The following is a 22117-nucleotide window of genomic DNA, read 5'->3' as shown; positions in this document are numbered from 1 at the left end:
GAGCGGGACTTAAGTGAAAGACTTATTGTCCCACTACAAAAGCGATAAGTAAAGGAGCTGGAATAGCTGTACTAGGGTAATTCGAAACATAAATGCGCGAAAATCTATCTATCATCCATTACACTTTTGACCTCAGCCCCGCTACTTTTATTTCTTCCACTTATCCATAAACTCATCTACATCCATTCTGTACAAGTTCTCTTTATCTAAGAAAATAGATTTCAATTCATTCGTTTTCTCTTGGGAAAATCGAGTGGAAACATTATCTTCAAACTTTTTATACAGCAAAGGCCGTGCTTCATCCCTGCGAAAACGATGTCCCATTGGGTAATGCTTCTCCAATTTTCCCGTTAAAGTGCCGTCTTTGAATTTCACTTGAACAGCATTGGCTATGGAGCGTTTATTTGGATCTAAATAATCACGTGAGTACTCCGGATTTTCTCTTACCGTCATTTTATCCCGCAACTCATCAACGATTGGATTTTTGGCGATGTTATCCTCGTAGTGATCTGCGGTTATATTTCCATAAATAAGACCTACTGCAGTGATATACTGTAAACTGTGATCCCTGTCTGCAGGATTTTTGAGAGGCCCTTTCTTATCAATGATACGAACTGCTGATTCATGTGTATCAATAACAATTTCCTCTATCTCATCCAATTTATCCTTTACTTCCTCATGCAATTCAAAAGCACATTCTGCTGCAGTTTGAGCATGATATTCAGCGGGAAAAGAAATCTTAAACAGGATATGCTTCATTACATAATCGTCTAACGCACTGGATAAAGAAATACTTTTGCCATCCATCATGACATCTTCAAAACCCCATTGCTCAGACGTCAATGCGGAAGGATATCCCATTTCTCCTTTTAATGACATAAAGGATAACCATACACCCCTGCTTGTTGCATCCCCTGCAGCCCAGGATTTTCTGGATACTGCGTTAGGAAAGTGCCGATAAGTCCTTAGGCTTGCATTGTCAATCCATGCATTGGAAACAGCATTAACGACCTCTTCTTTTGTTCCACCGAGCATAGCGGTCGTAACGGCCGTGGTCGCTACTTTTACAAAAAGCACATGATCAAGCCCTTCGCGATTAAGACTGTTGTCTACGGCTAGCATGCCCTGAATTTCATGCGTTTTGATAGCGGCCTGGAGCACGTCCTTTATTTTTAATGGCTTTCTTCCCTTATTTTTATTTTTCCTGCTTAGATAATCAGCAATCGACAGGATTCCTCCTAAGTTATCGGATGGGTGGCCCCACTCCTGAGCAAGCCAGCAATCATTATAATCAAGCCACCTTATCATCGTACCGAGGTTAAAAGCTGCTTGAACCGGATCCAAGTAATAATCTGTACCTGGTATGTAACTTCCTTCATTAACTTGACCAGGAACAATTGATCCCAGAAGTTTTGTACAAGCTGGGTAATTCAGGGAAAGCATCGCACACCCTAAGCTATCCATTAAAACTTCAGCAGCAACGTCAAATGATTCCTCATCGCCTACCTTGTGGTCAAGTGCGTAATCACCTATCTGTTCTAATACCGTATCTACTTCTTGTCCCATCAGTTCCACACCTTACACCCCTTTATTCATTTTGATCCGGGAGCACTGTTTCAGCAATGTTATTATCGAGTTCCTCGTATTCCTTCAACTTTATGAGTTCGTATAGTTCTTCTCTTGTTTGCATATCATCGAGGATATCCTTCTGTGTTCCTTTCTCCACTATTTCCTGAAACGCTCTCTCATAAGCCTTTGCAGCAACTCTTAAAGAAGTCACTGGATAGATCACCATGGAATAGCCCATCTCTTGAAAATCTGAAGCACTGAAATATGGCGTTTTCCCAAACTCAGTCATATTTGCCAACAAAGGGAGCTTGATTTGTTCAGATGCCTTGGTAAACTGTTCTTGCGTGGTCATAGCTTCGGGGAAAATAGCATCAGCACCAGCTTCGGCATATGCCTTAGCTCTCTCTATTGCTTGATCCATTCCTTCGACACCGAGTGCATCTGTCCTTGCAATAAGGACCAGAGACGGAGCAACTTTCTTTACCGTTTTTATTTTTTCCACCATTTCTTTGGTTGATATTAATTGTTTGCCGTTTAGATGACCACATTTCTTAGGTATTTTCTGATCCTCAAGCTGAATAGCAGCCACCCTTGTTTCTAATAACTCTTTAACTGTACGGGCAATATTTAAAGGACCTCCAAAACCATTGTCTATATCCACTAACAACGGAAGATCCGTGGCTCGCACAATTTCGTTTGCCTTTTCAGCGACTTCACTTGAATTTAATAGACCAATATCGGGTAGCCCTTTGCTTGCTGTTAAAGCGGCTCCAGACAAATATAAAGCTTCAAAGCCCAGCTTTTTTCCTACCAGTCCTGCCATTCCATCGTGAGCTCCCGCTATTTTAAGTATTTCGCCTTTCTCCATCGCTTCTATAAACTTATTAGCCAATGTCAATTGAGATTGTTGTTCAGAAACCAGCCAAGTCATTGTCTACCTCCTCATATAATAATAGACTCATCTCATTTGCCAAGGCAGATGAGTAAAGGGTCCCTCTTCTTATATTACTCGGCACCACTGCCCTCTTTAAATTACAATTTTCCAATAGAAAAAGATGCTTAGAAAAACAATGATGAGCCATCCCGCCATTGCGACCATTCCCACTCGAAATAAATCTCGTTGGTTATAATAACCATACGCGTGAGTTATCAAATGCACCGGGGACTGTGTAATTAATAAAAATCCGGGGATCCCAACCAAATACACCGCCATCGCCAATTCCAAGGAACTAAATATTGCTATCTGATCACCCAGAATAAGGGCAAGCGGCAGAGCGATGGTTAAAAAGCCAAGCACATTAACAAATAAGATTCTAGCGAGAGCTGTAAGTACACATAAACCAGCAACCACCACAGCAGGGTGAATATTTTCAAAGGAACTGGTTAACCAGCCTGCAAATTGGCTCATCGCTCCTGTATCGATCAACATATTGGACAGCATTAATGTAGCTCCAAAGAACAACATCATATCCCAATTGATAGCTGTTCTTGCTTCTTCCCAGTCCACCACCCCTACATAAGGCAGTACGACCAGAGTAGCTCCAAGCATCCCGACAAGCGGAATGGAATAGCCATGCCAAGCATGGGTCAGCCATAAAACAAGTGTAAACGCTATAATAAGTGCCATCTTTATTTCCTGAATATCCCATTTGCCTAACTTCTGTTTTCTGGAATAGATAAGCTGCTTTACCTTCTCCTGATCAACCTTCTCTATCGGGAATGCAACCTGAAACAGCACCCAGAGCATAAACACAAATAAAAACATAGGAAAACTAAAATAGATCAACCAGTTAATATAGCTCATTTCATTGGAGACAGTGGAAAACATCCCGAATGCATAGATGGTAGAACTTGCACCAGTAGGAACAAACGCAGCAGAAATCGCACTGACATACGCAGTCCCGATAAACAATGATTTTCCTAAATTCGTAGTGCGTTGAATTTCACCTAATTTCATTAATAAATCATCCAGGATATCGCTGATTAATTTCCCTTTTCCAATGTTTGACGGGATAAATACAGTCAGAACAAACATCATGATAAAGGATAAGAAAATCAATAATCTGCCGGATCCCTTTGCGAGATTCAAAATCGAAAGTGCTATTCTGCCCGCTACACCAGTTCGCACAAATGCGTGTGCCAGTATAAATGTAGAAAATAACAGCCAGACTAAACTGGATCCTAAGTAGCTTAGCACCTCTTCATAAGAGGTAAAGTGAAAAGACAATAGCACAATAAGGATAACCGAACTGAAAGCCAAGGGGAACACCCTTCCTATCCAGAGAATTTGAATAATCAAAAGTGTTCCCACTGCTTTTATTTGAAGGCTCCAATCTGCACCAAAAAAGAAAAATAAAACGTAAAGTAATGCAGAAATAGACAGCAATATGTTCTTTTTCATCTTTCATCCTCCCCCTTAAAGAAAGGGCAAGACTCTTTTATCCTCTTTCTTCTTTACGCTTTTTTATCCACCCAACAAGGAAAGGATAGCAAACCGATAGAATCGTCATAATCAGCAAAGTGATTGTAATCGGTGATGCAAAAAATACACCGAAAACATTATCAAAGGAAACGATACTTTTTCTGAAATTCTGTTCCATATCAGCCCCCACAATTACTGCAAGAATCAATGGGGCAATAGGGAATTTAAGCAGTTTCATCATCACCCCGATCAACCCAAAAATAACGAGAATGTAGAAATCGATAATACTGTAACTTAGTGTATAGGTCCCAATAAAAGCCAATACCAATACCATGGGATAAAGAATTTTGGGAGGTGTATCCAAAATTTTCACTAATAGCCCGATTAAAAGGATATTGATTAATACAAGAAACAAGTTTCCAATAAACATACTGTTCACTAAGGTCCATACTGTTTCCGGGTTATTTTCGAACAGCAGCGGGCCAGGCTGCAGCCCTAGCATAATTAGAGCACCTAATATAACTGCTGTTGTTCCAGATCCGGGAATCCCCATGGTAAGAAGTGGGATAAAACTTCCGACAGAAGCAGCATTGTTAGAAGACTCCGGAGCCGCAAGTCCCTCAATTGCACCCTTTCCAAACTTTTCTGGGTGCTTGGATAGCTGCTGTTCCGTTGTATAACTTAGCATCGATGCGATAGACCCACCGGCACCTGGCAGGACGCCAATCAGAAACCCAATCGGCCCCTGTCTTAGCATTGGCCATTTCGTCTGGTTCCATTGCTCCCTGGATATACCTTTCTTTCCTACTTTATTTTTTTCCTTTTTGATTTGATCAATGCCTATGAGATTGTAAAGCACTTCACCCACAGCATATATCCCGATAATTACTACTAAGAAATCAATACCTTCGCTTAATTGCGGAATATCAAACGTAAATCTGTGCACCCCTGTTTGCAAGTCAATTCCGACTGTGCTTAAAAGCAGCCCTACACTCATAGAGATAAACCCTTTGACCATGTTCCCCCGTGAAAGAGATACAATCGCTGACAGGGTAAATACGAGCAGCAGGAAATATTCTGCTGGTCCAAAATTAAGAGCAAAAGATGCCAATGGCTTTGCCAGTAAGATAAAACCTACAATTGCAACTGTCCCCCCGATTAGCGAAGCAATTGCTGAAATCGTTAATGCCTGGCCTGCCTGTCCCTTTTTAGACATTGGATATCCATCAAATGTAGCGGCAATTGCCGAACCATCACCTGGCGTATTAAGTAAGATCGAACTTCTTGAACCACCATACATTGCCCCGTAGTAAATGGCTGCCATAAGCACCAATGCACTCGTAGGTTCCATTCCGAAAGTGATCGGGATTAATACAGCAACTGCTGTAGCCGGTCCTAATCCTGGAAGCATACCTACTACCGTCCCTAAAAAACCGCCAATCAAAACCCATAAAAGATTCATAGGCTGAAGTGCTGTGGTCAGACCTTCTATAAAGCTTTGTACGTCCACCCCCATAATATGTGCTCCTTTCTATGGTAAACTTACATTTAATAATTCGGAAAATGAATACCAGGATACAAAAGAAAATATAACCGAAATTAATATATTTTTAATCCATGGCTTCCTTCCATTTATGACAAATAACAAACCTGTTAAGAAAATAATGGTAGAAATTAAAAAACCTATTCGTTCAAATAGGAATGTATACACAAAAATCAAAACCAATGTGGATACAATCAAAAACGGCGCTCTGCCTGTAAACAGTGCTTTTAATTGCTCAAATTTCTCATCACGTTGCCTCCACTCTTGTACGAAGTAAATAATACTAAAGAGAACTAACACTGCCCCGACTAGAAGCGGAAAATACAGCGGCCCATTTGGATCACCTACACGCGACCTTGTAAGATTAGACGTCAAGAGCAGGTAAACAATGCCGATCCCTAAAAAAAACACAGGTGTAATTAATCTAGCCACATCCAACCCTCCTAAAATATCTACAGACGGGATGAACCTATTTTCACTAGATTCACCCCAAGAGATTTAATCGATTAAACCTGCTTCTGACATCAATTCATCGAATCTTTCTGTTTGCTCGGCTAAAAATTCCTGGGATTCCTCGCTGTTATGATAGAATGGTTCCCATTCATTATTACTCATTACTTCCTCCCAGGCTTCGGTCTCCACCATTTCTCCAATTTTTTCATCCCAATATGCAATCTCTTCCTCAGACATATCAGGAGGTCCCATTACACCTCTCCAGTGAGGAAAGACCATATCTACACCCTGTTCCTGCCATGTACTTACTTCGTCAAGTCCTTCTATTCTCTCCTCTGAGCTAACAGCTATAATGTTCAGCTCTCCAGCAAGATGTTGTTCCTTTGACTCAGAAACGGACATGGTTGCAACATCTACATGACCGCCTAATAATGCCGTTAGCACATCTCCACCACTTTCATAAACCAGAAATTCTACTTGGGAAACATCGACTCCAAATTCCTGAGCGGCTTGAACAAAAGATAAATGATCACTATTTCCAAGGCTTGGACCAACACCAATGGTTAATGAAGTTGGATCTTCTTTTAAGGCTTCCATGACTTCTGCCCCTGTTTCAAATTGTGAGTCAGGGGAAACGGCTACAGAGACCCATTCGGTACTTAAAATTCCTAATGGGGTGAAATCCTCATAGGTAAGTTCACTTTGTCCCAGTAAATTATTTGCAACCAACAAACTGGAATTAATGGAAATTGTATGGGCATCCTGGCCTAGTAGGTATTGCCAGCCAACTTCTCCACCACCCCCGGGCTTATTGGAGACATTAATATTTTCTTCTATAATTCCTTCATCACCAAGAATTTTCTGCATCGCTCTTGCGGTAGCATCCCATCCGCCACCTGGCGTAGCTGGAGCAACAAATTCAATATTCCCGTTTGGAAAATTCCCTTCAGATCCGCTGCTTTCTGACGAGCAGCCTGCGATAAGAACCATTGTAAGAATGAGTAATAATCCCACATATTTTTTCATGGTTATCCCCCTTGTTTTTTAGATTTAAATAAATTGTAAATTGAATATTAAGTTATGTAAACGTTTTCAAAATAAGCGAAATAAACGAATTAAACCATTTTTTGTGCATTTTGTTCATGAATATAATTAACAGAGAGAATACCTCCTTTCCGGTCGGCCAATAATGCCATATTCCTGTTCTACTTTAACAACACCATCAGAAACCAAATATTCCAGATAGCGCCGGGCAGTTGTTCTTGATGAGCCAATTTGTTTCCCCATTTCCTCTGCCGACCAGGTTTTTTTCTCTTCTTCAATCATGTGTTGAACCTTCGCTAAAGTCACCCGGTCAATCCCCTTTGGCAATACCCCTTCTTCGGCCTGCTTGTTCACGGACGAAAACAGCAGCTCATCAACGGTACTCTGATCGATATATTCTTTCTGTTTCAATAAATCTTTTTGCTTTTTATATTCATTCATTACGGTTGTGAAACGCTCCAAACTAACTGGTTTGATCAAATAGTTTGTAATCCCTTTACGCATGCTTTTTTCTAACAGTTCTTTCTCTTTCGCTGCTGTTATAATAATGATATCCGTATGGGGGTGAATTTCCCTTATTTTTGGTATTAACGCGGTACCTAAATAATCCGGCAGGTAAATGTCCAGCAAAATTAAATCCGGTTTAAGTTCTTTTGTTAGGGAGAGGGTCTGTTCACCGGTTAATGCCTTACCAATTACTTTTAATCCCTCCATCTTACCCAGAAACTCTTCATGGATATTGGCGATTCGAAAATCATCTTCTGCAATTACGATATCAATCATTTTAACAGTCCCCCTTTAGCTATTATTTAGGAATATAAACCGTTATCGTAGTTCCTTGCTGGCTTGAGTCTACCTCTATGCTGCCATTCAATTTATTTACTGCAGCCCTAACATTATACAAGCCAAATCCTCTCCTGGTGTTCCCGTTTCCTTTCGTTGAATAGCCAGGCTGAAAAATAGTTTCCTGATCTTCTTCCTTCATCCCGCTGCCATTATCTGAAACCTCAAAAATAATATCTTTTCCAATATCAATTGTCGAAAAGACCACGAACGGGCGAGATACGACCATTACTTCCTCTAAAGCATTATCCACCAAATTTCCGATAATGGTAATAAGCTCAGCTACTTCAATATGGGGCGGCAATGGACTTAGATAACTACCTTCATCAATCATAAAATCAATTTTCTTCTCGGAAGCCTTGCCCATCTTTCCGATTAAAATTGCCTGAACATTTGTATCTTCAATTTGGTTGAAGATACTACGATTGTTTTTTTGAATATGGTTCATTTCCCTATCAATCATTTCCATTACTTGACTATAGTTCCCCAATTGCAGCATACCGGAGATCAGATGCATTTTATTAGCAAATTCATGGGTTTGCGCACGTAAATCATCGGAGTACTTTTTCACTTCAGACAGTGTGTTAATCATTTCCGTGATTTCGGTCCTATCCCTTATTATGGCAACTACCCCGGAAAATTCCCCTTGTGTAAACATTGGAGCCATATTTACAATGAGCGCTTTATTTCGTAAATAAATTTCTTGATTTAATTTAGCATCCTTTGTTTCATAAACCTCGTTATATTCCAGTGTGGGAAGCAACTCACCGACAGGCCTATGAATATATGCATCAGTAATTTCCAGAAGGTCCTTTGCAGAATTGTTGATGAGGGTAGTCTTACCATGCTCATCAGCAGCAACTACTCCTTCGTTTAATGAGGAAAGCAACGTATCCTGCCTACTGTACAACGCGGCAATTTCCCTAGGCTCATACCCGAATGTTTCCTTCCTGATATGCCGCGCCAATAAATAGCCCAACACAACCCCGATAATAATAACAGCAACGGAAAGATACAGGATAAATCTTATTCGCTCATATATGAGAGCTAATGTGCTCCCTTTCAAATAACCCACAGTCGTTACCCCTAAGACACTGCCCGTCTCCGAAAAAATGGGGGCAATGCCTACAATAGAAGGGGCTAAAAATTCAGCGGATTCCATATTATAATAACCGCCAAACACCCGTGCTTTAAATCCATCATCAAATGCCTGCACCTTACCGAGGTATTCTTCGTTCGGATGGGTTAAAATCCGCCCTTTCTTGTCTTGGATAATAATGAAATCTGCCTCATTTTCCATGCTAAACTGGTCTGTAAGAAATTGTAATGATTTCCTGCCATCCCCCTCTTCCAGCGCATCTTTGACAGAAGGCAAAAGAGATACTGTTCTGGCAGTTTGCATGCTCAGCCTATTTTTATTGGCAAGAATTTGTTCGACGGTTGAATAGGCATAGAAAGTTGAAAGAATGAGGATAATGGCAATGATAACACCTAGTAATAAGCCTGTAATTTTGGTTTGTAATGAAGCATTAAACAAACGATTTATCAATTCAATCACCTGATTTTTTTCTAAATGAATATAATATGGACGCATAAACTTTCATCTATGGCTTCCGCTACACAATGCTCGAAATATGGCTGACACGGGAAAACTTCCTATTAACGAAACTAGTATAGCAGAGAATCGACAGGCAGTTAAGAATAATTAATCTGGAGTGGGACACAGGGACAGGTTCCTTGTCCCGTTTTATTCGTTGGTCTAGAGCGAAGGAAGATGAGGGGGACAAAGGGACAGGCCCATCGTACCGCCCCGAGGATGAAAAGGAAAACTGTGAAAGTAAGAGTCATATCATTCTTACTTTCACAGTTTAAAGAAATTACATAAATTAAGTTTGCGGTATATATTTTGGTTACAATGTAAGCCACGGCCAGCGAAAGCAAACTACCCCCTCGAGGTCTGAAATCTTTAACTCTCATGAGCAAAAATAGCTACTGTAAGTTAAAGTTTTCGGACTACCACATGGGTCAGTTCGGTGCCACAGGTGTGGCACTTCCTCTTGTCTTAGGGCGTTCAAGACACCCCAAACTTTTTCTCTCTTCACAGGGAAAAGATCTAACTTGAAATTTTTTCGGGTTTCCCTTGAAACTTTCATTTCCACTTTCTTGTTTCTTAAAGCACTAATAGATAAGGAGATTCGATATAACCTATTAATATCTCTAAGAATTCAGAGGCTGTTGCTCCATCTAAAATCTGATGATCGAAAGTTAAACTGAACGGCATCTTCCTAACCGACTTCACTTTTTCGTCTTCTGTTAGAGCTAACTCATCCTGTAATGTCCCTACACCTAGTATACCTGTTTCATGCGTATTCAAAATAGGTGTAAAGTATTCGATACCGCTAGCACCCATATTCGTAATTGTAAAGGTAGAACCAGTAAGTGAATCTCCACCAGCTTCACCATTTCTCGCTTCTGCCGTTTTCTTTTTCATTTCTTCAGCTAAAGTGCCTATCGTCTTTTGATGAGCATTTTTTACAACGGGAACAACTAATCCATCATCAAGCGATGTTGCAATACCAAGGTGAACTTCATCAAATTCGGATAATTGCCCGTCCTTATATCGTGCGTTCATCTTTTTAAAATCTTGTAAAGCAAGAACGGATGCTCTGGCAATCAACACGGTTAAACTTAATTTTAAATCCCGTTCATTTCGTTCCGCTTCTTTTCGTAATGTTTTTTGAAAATCGATTAATTTATCTGCGTTCGCTTTGCGATGCAAGGTTAATTGAGCTGTTTGTTCCAGGCTATTTCGCATATTTTGAGCAATTGCTTTCCGCATTGGATTAAGTCCTTCACCAACTGGACGCTGGACAAATGTCTCATCTGGTAACGCTTCACTTCCTGCATGATCATGCCCGTTTTTCAGTACCCTGTTAATATCGATCCTCGTTATCCGGTTGTTGCCGCCAGTGCCTTTTATTAAATCTATTTGTAAATCATTTTCCTTGGCCATTTTCCTGGCAATTGGAGAGATAAAAATACGCTTTTCAGAATCCTTCTCCGTTTTTTTGCTACTTGGCGATTTTTCAGAATCTTTATCTTCTGAGGGTGACACTGCTTGAACGGAATCCTTTTCTTGTGAAGGTTCTGGTGCTGGTTCATTTTCTGTTTCAGTTGCTCCTGAATCTGCTGTTGCTTCACCTTCCTGTTTGATAACACCAAGAATGGCACCAACTTTCGCCTCTTCAGTTTCCTGTGTTTTAATTTCGGCCAGCATACCTGATACTGGTGCTTCAATTTCTTGTGTCAGTTTTTCGGAACTGATCAGGACAATACTTTCCCCTGCTTCAACAGTATCCCCAGATTTCTTATGCCACTCCTCAATCGTTCCTTCAGTCATTGTCATCCCTAACTTAGGCATCACTATATTTTCACTCATATCTCGTCACCTCCCTATGATGATTTGACCTCTTTTAAATCTGTAATCAACTCTTTGGCAACAGTTAATACCTTATTCGCACTAGGAATATAGGCCTGCTCAAGATTTGTCGCAAATGGTACAGGTGTATTTGGTGCACATACAGTTTTTATTGGGCCGTCTAAATAATCAAAAGCCCTATCGCTCATTACCGAGGCGACATCCGTTGCAGTATTATTATGTGGATTGGATTCATCTACAACAATCAAACGACCTGTTTTCTTAACAGATTTCAGAACGGTCTCCTCATCCCATGGGGAAATTGTTCTTAAATCAATAACCTCAACAGAAACATTGGATTCATTTAACTGCTCAGCGACTTCCATTGCTACCTGAACCATCTTACCAATCGCAACAATAGTGAGATCTTCTCCTTCCTTTGTCACGCTGGCTTTTCCAATTTCAACCGTGTAATATTCTTCCGGAACTTCACCTTTTATACCATAGAGCGTTTTGTCTTCTGAAAAGACAACCAAATTATCTTCTTCAATTGCTGCAAGCATTAATCCCTTTGCATCATAAGGGTTTGAAGGGACTACAACCTTCACGCCAGGAATCGAACCAAACATGCCGTATAAAGTTTGCGAATGTTGAGCTGCTGCACCTGCACCCGCACCGTGTACTGTCCGTACGGTTAAAGGTATTTTTGCTTTTCCGCCAAACATGTAACGCATTTTTGCGCCTTGATTTAAAATTGGATCCAAGGCAAATCCGATGAAATCATTAAACATCAATTCTGAAATCGGCCGTAATCCCGTAGCAGCTGCTCCCACTGCAGCGCTCATATAACCATGTTCCGCTATCGGTGTATCGATTATCCGCTTCCGTCCATATTTTGCTGCAAAACCTTTTGTCAGGCCAAACACACCGCCAAAAGATTCATCGTTCTCCAAATGATCTACTTCCGCCCCTCCAGCAACGTCAGTGCCAATCAAAAAAACACGTTCATCATTGTCTAACGCCAGATCCATTCCTTCATTAATTGCATTCATATATGAAATCGTTCTATTGTCAGCCATTATGATACCTCCTTTTTTTATGCAAACACATCTTTATATAATGCCTCTTCATCCGGCTGCGGACTGCTTTCAGCAAATTTCACAGCTTCCTCTATTTTCTTCTCTGCTTCGAATTCCATTCTGTCAGCTTCCTCATCGGTAAGCCATTTATTATCGATGGCTTTTTTACGGAATTCAATAATTGGATCACGATCGGCATTACGGTCATCCGGTGATTTATATTTTTGTTCATCCCCTTCAAAATGCCCATAATTACGATACGTATCGCATTCAACTAAAGATGGACCATCACCCGCTTTTGCCCGTTTAATCGCCTTTTTAATTGTATTGTAAACAGCCTCAACATCTTGACCATCCACTCTTTCTCCAGGCATGTTATAAGCTGATGCTCTTTCAGCAATTGTTTCGGAAGCACTTGCATATGTGTGAGCTGTACCTTCACCAAATTGGTTGTTTTCACAGACGAAAATAACCGGCAAATTCAAAATGGAAGCAAGATTGAGCACTTCATGAAAATTACCCTCATTTGCAGCCCCATCCCCAAAGAAGGAAACAGCCACATTTTCTTTACCTAAGTTTCGAATGGAAATGCCAGCACCGGCAGCGAGTCCAAAACCGCCCCCTACAATTCCGTTGGCACCGAGCATTCCTTTATCGATATCTGCAACGTGCATGGAACCACCTTTGCCTCCACCAAGCCCGTCTTTTTTCCCCATAATTTCAGCCATCATTCGATTAATATCACATCCCTTGGCAATGGCATGTCCATGCCCCCGATGCGTACTCGTTATATAGTCATCCTCATCAAGTTGGGACATCACACCGGTCGCAACCGCTTCTTCCCCTGCATATAAATGAACGAAACCTGGTATTTCACCTTTTCCAAAGATACGTCTCACTTCATTTTCAAAAAATCTGATTTCATTCATTTTCTGATAAATCCAAATGGCTTCTTTTATCTTCATTACTGAAACCTCCTTGTATATTGTTTACATATGAATAGCCCGCTGGAGCAGAGCATTAGCACCTTCGCCAATCACTTCTGATATAGAAGGGTGTGGCTGAATGACATTGGACAATTCATTAACCGTCCCTTCCGATTGCTTCACAGCTAAAATTTCTCCGATTAATTCCGTTGCATTAGGCCCAACTATAAAAGCACCTAATATTTCCTGGTATTTATCCTCAGAAATGATTTTGAGAAAACCTTCCGTTTCGCCCATCGTAATAGCTTTACTGTTTGCACTAATAGTGGACTTTGTTACTCGCACGTCATAACCAGCTTCTTTGGCTTGTTCTTCGCTCAACCCAAAAGAGGCAACTTCAGGATTTGTGTAAATACACCGTGGGATTTCCTCCTGATTAAGGCTTTTACTAAAGTCACCAGTCATGGCATGTACTGCTACAATCCCTTCTGCGCTAGCAGCATGAGCCAATTGATAATTGCCAATCAAATCGCCTGTAGCATAAACATGTTTTTTGCTCGTTTCATAATATTCATTGACAACGACAGATTTGTTTGTGTCATTTATTTTTAACCCCAATTCCTCTGCCAGCTCTATATTCGACCTTCTGCCAGCAGCAACTAACAATGTATCAAACGAAATTTCCTGATCTGATAATACGATTGTGTCTTTTTTGACCATCTTAATATCTGCCTTGGTCACGATTTGAATATTTTGTTCGAGCAATTTCTTTTTTAGAGACTTTCGTACATCACGCTCTTCGGTTAATAGAATATCAGCAGCCACTTCAACGATCGTTACCTTTGTCCCAAATGAGGCCATAGCTGAAGCTAATTCTACAGCAATAACACCACCCCCTATAATCACCAATGACTTCGGTAATTCCTTTAAGTTAAAAAATGTATCTGTTGTTACATAATCAACTTTATCCAATCCTTTAATCGGCGGCACAAAAGGTTTACTTCCGGTAGCCAGCAAAATATCTTTTCCTATAATTTTCTCTTCACCAATGTGAACCGTTAAATCTTCCTCAATTTTCGCTTCGCCTTGATAATGTGTAATATTGTTTTTCTTTAATAAATTGGCGACTCCTCCAGTTAACGTTTGAACCGCTTGATCTTTTCGTTTCATTAACCTGGAAAAATCGATAGAAATTTCTCCTGTTTTAATTCCCCAGGCATCGGCTTGATTCATTTTTTCTACTAATTCACTTTGGTTCAGTAGTGCCTTTGAAGGAATACACCCAACATTCAGGCATGTGCCACCAAGCTTATTCTTTTCCACAATTGCTACGCTTTTCCCTAATTGTGCAGCCCGAATAGCAGCAACATATCCACCCGGACCTGCACCAATTACTACTACATCAAAATTTTCCAATCAATCATCCCCTTTCTAACAGAAGGCGGTTTTCTATTGATAACACTTGCTTTACGCTATTAGCCGTTCAAATGATAACCCTCCTTTTTCTACGTATCATTAATTACATTGCAAAGATCATGCCAAAATATAGCCCCTTAACATGACAACGCTTTCAGCTAATTCGCCATTTACAGTAAAAAAAATGAGACAGTTTTATTAAATTGTCTCATTTTTTCTCATCGCCTATTGATTGGTGTTTTTTAAAGATTATATTTTTTTAACTTCCTATATAAAGTGGCCTTAGACATCCCCAGCCCTTCTGCGGCGTCAGATACCCTCCCGTTATATTTAGTCAGTGCTTTTTTTATATTATTTACTTCCAGCTGTGTTTTGAAGTCATAGGATTCCATGTTGTCAGCTTCCATTTGAAAAGGTTCCAGTGATGATACAAGCTGAATTAAATCTCTATCCCCAGGTATTTTATCTGAATAGAGTATTTCACATCGTTCCAATGCATTATATAACTCACGAACATTGCCACTCCACTCCCCCTGCATGAAAATCTTTTCCAATCGAAAGCGCCAGGTCGGGAGCCATTGTTTCCTCCGAAAATAATCTCTTATAAAGTGTACGATATCTTCTTTTCTCTCTTTTAATGGAGGGACTTGAATTGGAAAAACATAGATTCGATAAAATAGATCCTCTCTAAAACTCCCTTGTTTTACCAACTGCCTAATGTCCTTATTTGATGCTGCAATGATTCTCAGATTTAGACGAATTAATTGCGTTCCGCCTATACGGGTTATTTCTTTTTGCTGCAGTGCTCGTAATAATGCAACCTGCATAGATAGGGGCATTTCTTCGATTTCATCAAGAAATAATGTACCACCATCTGCTTGTTGTAATTTCCCCTTGTGACCTTTATTATTTGCGCCGGTGAAAGACCCGGATTCATAACCAAACAATTCACTCTCTAATAACCCTTCCGGAACGGCACCACAATTTATCGTCAAAAAAGGGCCATTGGAACGCTTGCTATTATCGTGGATGGCTTGTGCAAGCAAATCTTTACCGGTACCAGTTTCTCCATAGATATAAACGGGTGTATCTTTAACAGCTACTTTCCTGGCTTTTTCCAATACTCCTTGAAACTTCTCACTTTCGCCTTCTAAGCCTTTAAAAACGAAGAAAGAAGCGTCGTTTTCTGATACTTGAACTGGTATCCGATAACCAACAACCCGATTTTCATTAAAAATGGGAACACGTTGATCGGATAGGTGAATATCTGTTTCATTGCTCAATGTTGTCAAAGAAAACCCGATATAATCCTTATAATCAGGAAGTAATTCCATAGGCAATGAACAAATAACATCGTTTGAGGAACTTACAATACAATTGCGTTCAGCGCCGAATCCCGTTCGCATAAGAACTTCCATGTCTTTTTGCTGTTTATTCTTCCATTCTAATGAAATGAAATCAGCTGCTAATTTGACAGAAGCTAAAACATAATCATAATTAATTGATCGGTATAGACTTGAGATGTTAAGTGCACCTATTACATCATCATTTTGGTCAAAAATAGGAGCAGCGGTACAGTTCCATGCCTGAGAAGCTACAGAAAAATGTTCATACTCTTTAATGGATATTGGTTTTTTTAATCGTAATGCAAGGCCTATTGCATTGGTTCCAACTTCACTCTCATTCCATTTCGAACCTTCTTTAAAAAAGATTTTATAAGCCGCATCTTTAACTGTTTTCTCCCCTTCTTGTTGCAGAATATAACCATCACGATCTGTTATCGCCACTATATAGCGCCAACCTTTTAGAAAATCCTGCAATTGTTTAACATGAGGCTTAGCCAAATCTAACAGTAGCTGATTCTCTTGTTTCTTTTGTTTAAATAATTGTAAATCTAAAACTTGTCCTGGTACCCCGCTATATGGATTAACCTGTTGTTGTCTACAAAAATTCCAGGATTCAATAATATCATTAGACAATCCTGTTTTTTGTAATGATGTTGTTTCATTCCTAAGAAAGCGCTCCCATATTTGTTTTGAGGCAACAGTTTTCGGCATTATTTTACCTCCTTTAAAAGCTTTTAAAAGCAGCAGTTATATTTTTACACTATAAATTATTAGAATTATACGACTATATAAATAAAATATACAATATTCGATTCAAAGATACAAGGGGGACATAGGGACAGGTCCATCGTCCCGTTACTGAAGCGATGAATGAAGATGGTATGGAGGATGAAAAGGAGGAAAGGACACTCGCTCTCCATCTAATTCTTCAGGTTTTCCACCCTGGAGATAACCAGACCATGGTAGCGATACAAAACCGAGGAGGCATCCCATTACTGACTACGTTTCTCTCAACACACAAGCCAGGACCTTCCCCACTCAACATGCGGATAGCACATAGATTTTCTCCTCTCTATCGCTTTCTTCATAGAAGGTGGCGGAAGGTTCTTTAGTTTGCGTAAGCTCATAAATTAGGCATCAAAAAGTCCTTTTATTATTGGAACTTTTTGATGCCTATTTTTGTTTGAAGTCAATCTTTATTTTCGGGTAAACTTAGAAAATATCTCATTTACAGAAACTGACTCAAGAGGGTCCTGGTCTACAAGATGAAAAGGGACAAAACTAATGTCCCCCCTTACCTTACTTATTATGGCGATATCTATTATAAGTTTTTATCAATTACATTATCTATCTTTATCATCAGTAAACCTCTACTTATCCATACCATAAAATGCCACCACCATACCTGGTTCAATTTTTAATAGACCAGTAGTAACGGAAAATACAAGCATTCCATGAGCAATACGTTGTTTAAATTGGGTGTCTTTAGCATATTCGATGCGGAAACCAGTCCCCACTGACAGCATCAACCGAATCTTGCATAACTTCGCCTTCATGGAAACCAGCATCGACTGAATCTCGCTTAACTTCGACTTCATAGAAGTGAGCATCCCCCGTATCTCATGTAACTTCGACCTCATACCTGTGAGTATCGCCCGTATCTCGATTAACTTCGCCTTCACGCCAGTGAGCATCAACCGAATCAAATAAATGGGACAATGAACCTGTCCCTGTGTCCCCCGCTACTCCTCAATATAAACATCTTTCAGCTCAAGCAATTGTGTTGGGAGCTGCGAGAGTCCTTTTACTTCATCCCGTACACCGACCAGATATTCCTGGTGATGGATGTAAACCTTTGGCGCAAGTTCGACTAATCTTTCCTGTGCCTGGCTATATAATTCCAATCGTTCATCGGAATCTGCAGTTTGACGTGCGTCCTCCAAATACGTATCCAGCTCCTCATCTGCAATAAAGGTCCGGTTACCTGCAGTACCATGATTGTCGGAATGGAATAATGGGTACAAGCCATTATCAGCATCACCAGTCACGGTGGTCCATCCGAATACAGTCATTTCATGTTCCCCATTGGCCGTCTTATCCAGCATGGCGCCCCATTCAAGCGTCTCGACCTCTACATCAATTCCAATTTCGGCAAGCTGTGCTTGTACATTGGTCGCTGTATCAATACGCTGCCTGTCATCATTCGTCCAAATGGTTGTGGAGAAGCCATCTTCATACCCAGCTTCGGCTAATAACTCCTTTGCTTCTTCTACATTATATTCCAGCCCAGATAAATCTTCATCATAACCAAATATCCCTGGCGCCAGTGGACCTTTCGCTGGAATTCCTACCCCATCGTAAATCCCTTCAATGATTTGTTCTTTATCAATTGCCATCGAAATTGCCTGGCGTACACGTTTATCATCGAATGGCTCTTTTTCTGTATTAAATCCGATATAGGATAAAGAAGAGCTTTCCTGCCGCTGTACAGACACACCATCCGTGCTCTCGATTTGCGCAACATCAGATGGACTCAGCGGATTTGTAATGTGGGAATCGCCTGATCTGAGCTCAGCAATCCGTGTTAAGTCTTCCGGTACCACCTTAAATGTGACGGAATCTAGTAAAGCATTTTCTCCCCAGTAATCTTCATTTCTGACTAATTTAATCGATTGACCGGGTTCCCAGTTTTCAAATGTAAATGGCCCCGTACCTTGTGGGTTTTCATTAATCACACTTCCTGGTTCGTCCCCGTTTTCCATCGCAGCATAATCTGCTTCAATTTGTTCCTTGGAGACCATTTGCCCACCTGGATGTGCAAGATGTGCGGGAAGCGGTGCGAAAGGAAATTCCGTTTCCATTCGTACGGTATACGCATCGACTACCTCCACATTTGTGATCATGTCATACATGAATGCAACTGGAGAGCCAAGTTCCGGATCAAGGATACGATCGATATTTGCTTTTACCACTTCTGCGTCGAAGGCTGATTCGTCGTGGAATGTCACCCCTTCACGAAGTTCAAACTCCCATGTTGTGTCATCGACCTGCTCCCAGCTTGTCGCAAGACCGGGCTGCAGCTCCATATTCTCATCCTGTGTTACCAATGTTTCGAAAATATTGATTAACACATCCGCGGATGGCGTATCATTCGAAGCGGGAGGGTCCAAGGAGACAGCATCGGATTGTGTCGCAATAACTAAATCGCCGCCTTTCTCTCCATCTTCATTTGCCGCTTCCCCTTGTGTTTCGCCACTTCCCCCATTAGAAGAATCTGCATTCTCACCAGGCTCACTCGCACATGCAGTCAGAAAAGCGCCTAGCAGCAATGTAAAAATGAATGCTGAAAATGTTTTTTCAAATGTTTTCATGATAGTCTTTCCCCTTATTGTATGTATTTTTAAAAAGTGAAAATTGTGTTGTCATCCAAATCTAAAATAAATGCCTTTATCAGCTCCTTTGTTGCTTCCACATCCGCCATACTAACAACCTCAACAGGTGAGTGTGCATAACGGGAAGGGATGGATAGAACGCCGGTAGGGATGCCTTGATTAGCTAAAGCGACAGCACCGCCATCCGTACCAATCCCTGGGAAAACCTCTAATTGATAGACGATGTTTGCTTCTTCTGCTGTCTTTTTCAATATATCTTTCATTGTTTTCTGAACAATTAAGCTAAAGTCCATGACCTTAATCCCTGTTCCAGCACCTAACTGTAAGCTCTGGTCCATCGTTTCCTCAGGGGTATCACTCACTGCCGTCGTATCGATAGCAATGGCAGCATCTACGTCTTCCAATCGTTTCATTGCTGTCTCTGCCCCTCTTAATCCTACTTCTTCTTGGACCGTAAATAAGAAAACAAGTTCTCCTGCAAATTCCTGATCCTGAATTTCATTTAACACCGTAAGAAGAATCGAACAGCCTGCACGATCATCAAGCGCTTTTCCCACCATCATTTGATTGTCCTCATTACCAATCAGCTTGCTCTTTGTAGCCCATGTAATAGGTGTCCCAATCTCAATCCCCAACTCAATGGCTTCTTGTTTTGAGCGAACACCAATATCAATGTAAAGCTGAGAATGGGGGCGAACCTTGTTAGGGTCGTCAAATTTCACATAATGAGCAGAAAGCGTCCCGATAACCCCATCTATTTCTTTGTTGGCGCCAAGAACTTTTACCTGCTGTGCAAGCAAAATGCGATCATCGTGCCCGCCAAGTTTCTCGAAACGAAGCAACCCATTAGCTTCTATCTTTTTTACAATAAATCCAATTTCATCCATATGCGCTGTCAGTAAGGTCACAGGCCCAGGCTTTGTCCCTTTTTTTCTTGCAATGACATTTCCTATTGCATCTACCTGAACATGATTCGCCTTTCCTTTCACATAATCCTCGATGAAATAAGTTACATTTTGTTCATAACCACACGGTCCATTTAATTGACTTAACTGTTTTAATAACTCATCCATTCAAAAAACTCCTTGTTCGTATGTAGTGCTTCCCACTGGAATGTCGCCCCTTTAGCTGAATTAATCGGTCACTCCTCCCGTTAAAAATAAGAAAAACGCCTTTCTGTAAGAGAACAGAAAGACGTACATATACATTCACAGTAGCCTTCATGTTCTCTCATCTGTCAAAGCATGTACTTTGCAGGAATTGGCACCTTTCAAACGAAAATGTTCGAAGGTTGCCGCGGATTCACAGGGCCGGCCCCTCCACCGCTCACGATAAGAGAAAAAGTATTATTAATATTATAGAGAATACACGCTTTCCTAAATATTGTCAAATCTTGCTGGGACGCAGGGACAGGTTCATTGTCCCATTTTTCATTCGTTGGTCTAGAGTGAAAGAAGATTACATCTTATTATTTTTTCATACGCGCGAGTATGACCTTGAAAAAAATGAATGAAAAGAGAATCTATCGAGAAATAAGTATGAGCAATCAAGAAATCCATATTTTAGAAAACTTGGATTTTCGCCAAGCCTTTATGGCGTAAACATTAGCCCGCACTTATGCAGTAAGGAAGTTTTATACTCTTAACTACCAAAAAAGGCCCACCCTGGGACGAGGGACCTGTCCCCGCGTCCCCCTAGACTCTTAATGAGCCGCGGAATCCTCTGGCGCCATAGTAAGAGGAGGCACCGTTGTGATACACGAAGACGTGTCCGTAGCGATAATCACAAAAAAGGGCTCCACCGAGTTCTCTAATATCAGAAGGGGTCTGCACCCAACTCGACGTTTTCATATCGAAATTTCCAAGTTTCTGCAAGGCTCGATATTGTTCTTCCGTTAAAAGTTCAATGCCCATGGCAGTTGCCATATCAATCGCGGTATTTTCTGGTTTATGTTTTTTCCTTGCTTCCAGCCCTTCACGGTCGTAACAAACACTTCTGCGGCCTTTAGGACTTTCCGCTGAACAATCATAAAAAACGTATTCATCCTCACTTTTATCATGACCAATAACATCCGGTTCACCGTCAGTTCTTTCCATTTCATTGAGCGACCACAGTTTTTCAGTATTCGCATCCAGCTTTGCTTCGACTTTAGCCCAATCAAGGTCTTTATGGCGGTTCATGTTTTCCTCAAAACGGGCTTTCAATGTGCTGAGTAATTCTTCACGTTGTTCTGGTGACAATTCCTTTTTATTGCTCTCTGTCACGTTCGTTTTCCCCCTTATTGTTTTTATTCATAATGGTTTAAGTATATATAAATACTTGTTTTATAACAAATCGTTTCAATAATTGTGTGCCTTCAGCTTACAGTAAAAATTATATGATTAAATAAATTCATTCCTCCAATGGTATCATTTATCGTATACCACCACATTTTATTTTAACCATAAAAAGCCCCTTTGCACAAAACACATCCAAAGGGGTAAAGCTTCGCATCTTTTTAAAAATGGTACGACTTTATTTTAAACTTACAACACATGTTGGTTTTGAATAAGTTTAATTTAAAACACCTTACAAACCCGTGTTTTACGGCCAATTAAAAGCATTCGTTTTGAAAAAAATTGATTAAAGTGAATGCTTATCTTACATCTGTAAGTATCGGTGCTTTT

At 40.5% G+C, this 22117-nt stretch carries 17 protein-coding genes and 1 riboswitch; all 17 genes read right to left on the bottom strand.

The window, feature by feature from the left end:
• Positions 1–147 precede the first annotated feature (147 nt).
• The 17 genes from ACZ427_RS02525 to ACZ427_RS02445 all read right to left on the bottom strand — a co-directional run bounded on the left by ACZ427_RS02525 (position 148) and on the right by ACZ427_RS02445 (position 21715).
• Entirely contained in the window at positions 148–1566 is a 1419-nt protein-coding gene (locus ACZ427_RS02525; RefSeq protein ID WP_461178147.1) for a bifunctional 2-methylcitrate dehydratase/aconitate hydratase, read from the bottom strand.
• Between the two features lie 22 nt (positions 1567–1588).
• A complete protein-coding gene (gene prpB, locus ACZ427_RS02520; RefSeq protein WP_461178146.1) occupies positions 1589–2500 on the bottom strand; it encodes a methylisocitrate lyase in 912 nt (303 codons plus the stop codon).
• 96 nt (positions 2501–2596) lie between these two features.
• Positions 2597–3970 carry an SLC13 family permease gene (locus tag ACZ427_RS02515; RefSeq protein WP_461178145.1) on the bottom strand — a complete coding sequence of 458 codons (1374 nt, stop codon included), beginning with the start codon at positions 3968–3970 and terminating at the stop codon, positions 2597–2599.
• A 37-nt stretch (positions 3971–4007) separates the two neighbouring features.
• On the bottom strand, positions 4008–5507 hold the full coding sequence (locus tag ACZ427_RS02510) for a tripartite tricarboxylate transporter permease (RefSeq protein WP_461178144.1): 1500 nt from the start codon (positions 5505–5507) through the stop codon (positions 4008–4010).
• Between the two features lie 15 nt (positions 5508–5522).
• A complete protein-coding gene (locus tag ACZ427_RS02505) occupies positions 5523–5966 on the bottom strand; it encodes a tripartite tricarboxylate transporter TctB family protein (protein ID WP_461178143.1) in 444 nt (147 codons plus the stop codon).
• Between the two features lie 66 nt (positions 5967–6032).
• Entirely contained in the window at positions 6033–7013 is a 981-nt protein-coding gene (locus tag ACZ427_RS02500) for a tripartite tricarboxylate transporter substrate binding protein (RefSeq protein ID WP_461178142.1), read from the bottom strand.
• Positions 7014–7139: 126 nt separating this feature from the next.
• The gene (locus ACZ427_RS02495) at positions 7140–7814 is read right to left on the bottom strand and encodes a response regulator (protein ID WP_461178141.1); all 675 of its coding nucleotides are present in this window, start codon (positions 7812–7814) and stop codon (positions 7140–7142) included.
• A 22-nt stretch (positions 7815–7836) separates the two neighbouring features.
• Positions 7837–9468, bottom strand: a complete 1632-nt coding sequence (locus ACZ427_RS02490; RefSeq protein WP_461178140.1) for an ATP-binding protein — start codon at positions 9466–9468, stop codon at positions 7837–7839.
• Positions 9469–10044: 576 nt separating this feature from the next.
• Positions 10045–11313 carry a dihydrolipoamide acetyltransferase family protein gene (locus ACZ427_RS02485; RefSeq protein ID WP_461178139.1) on the bottom strand — a complete coding sequence of 423 codons (1269 nt, stop codon included), beginning with the start codon at positions 11311–11313 and terminating at the stop codon, positions 10045–10047.
• Between the two features lie 14 nt (positions 11314–11327).
• A complete protein-coding gene (locus ACZ427_RS02480) occupies positions 11328–12371 on the bottom strand; it encodes an alpha-ketoacid dehydrogenase subunit beta (protein ID WP_461178138.1) in 1044 nt (347 codons plus the stop codon).
• 17 nt (positions 12372–12388) lie between these two features.
• Positions 12389–13336: a thiamine pyrophosphate-dependent dehydrogenase E1 component subunit alpha gene (locus ACZ427_RS02475; RefSeq protein ID WP_461178137.1), complete on the bottom strand. Its 948-nt coding sequence runs from the start codon at positions 13334–13336 to the stop codon at positions 12389–12391.
• A 24-nt stretch (positions 13337–13360) separates the two neighbouring features.
• Complete coding sequence (gene lpdA / locus ACZ427_RS02470) at positions 13361–14713, bottom strand: dihydrolipoyl dehydrogenase (protein WP_461178136.1); 1353 nt, start codon at positions 14711–14713, stop codon at positions 13361–13363.
• A 242-nt stretch (positions 14714–14955) separates the two neighbouring features.
• A complete protein-coding gene (locus ACZ427_RS02465) occupies positions 14956–16770 on the bottom strand; it encodes a sigma-54-dependent Fis family transcriptional regulator (protein WP_461178135.1) in 1815 nt (604 codons plus the stop codon).
• Between the two features lie 659 nt (positions 16771–17429).
• Positions 17430–17765, bottom strand: a complete 336-nt coding sequence (locus tag ACZ427_RS02460) for a hypothetical protein (RefSeq protein WP_461178134.1) — start codon at positions 17763–17765, stop codon at positions 17430–17432.
• Between the two features lie 36 nt (positions 17766–17801).
• Positions 17802–19430: a glutathione ABC transporter substrate-binding protein gene (locus tag ACZ427_RS02455; protein WP_461178133.1), complete on the bottom strand. Its 1629-nt coding sequence runs from the start codon at positions 19428–19430 to the stop codon at positions 17802–17804.
• Between the two features lie 29 nt (positions 19431–19459).
• Positions 19460–20524, bottom strand: coding sequence for a M42 family metallopeptidase (locus ACZ427_RS02450; RefSeq protein ID WP_461178132.1), 1065 nt, complete (start codon positions 20522–20524; stop codon positions 19460–19462).
• Positions 20525–20678: 154 nt separating this feature from the next.
• Positions 20679–20789, bottom strand: a riboswitch (SAM riboswitch).
• A gap of 356 nt (positions 20790–21145) precedes the next feature.
• A complete protein-coding gene (locus ACZ427_RS02445) occupies positions 21146–21715 on the bottom strand; it encodes a DUF4256 domain-containing protein (protein ID WP_461178131.1) in 570 nt (189 codons plus the stop codon).
• Positions 21716–22117 lie beyond the last annotated feature (402 nt).

The sequence above is a fragment of the Virgibacillus ainsalahensis genome (assembly GCF_055380755.1).
This window is presented reverse-complemented; position numbering and strand designations above follow the sequence as displayed.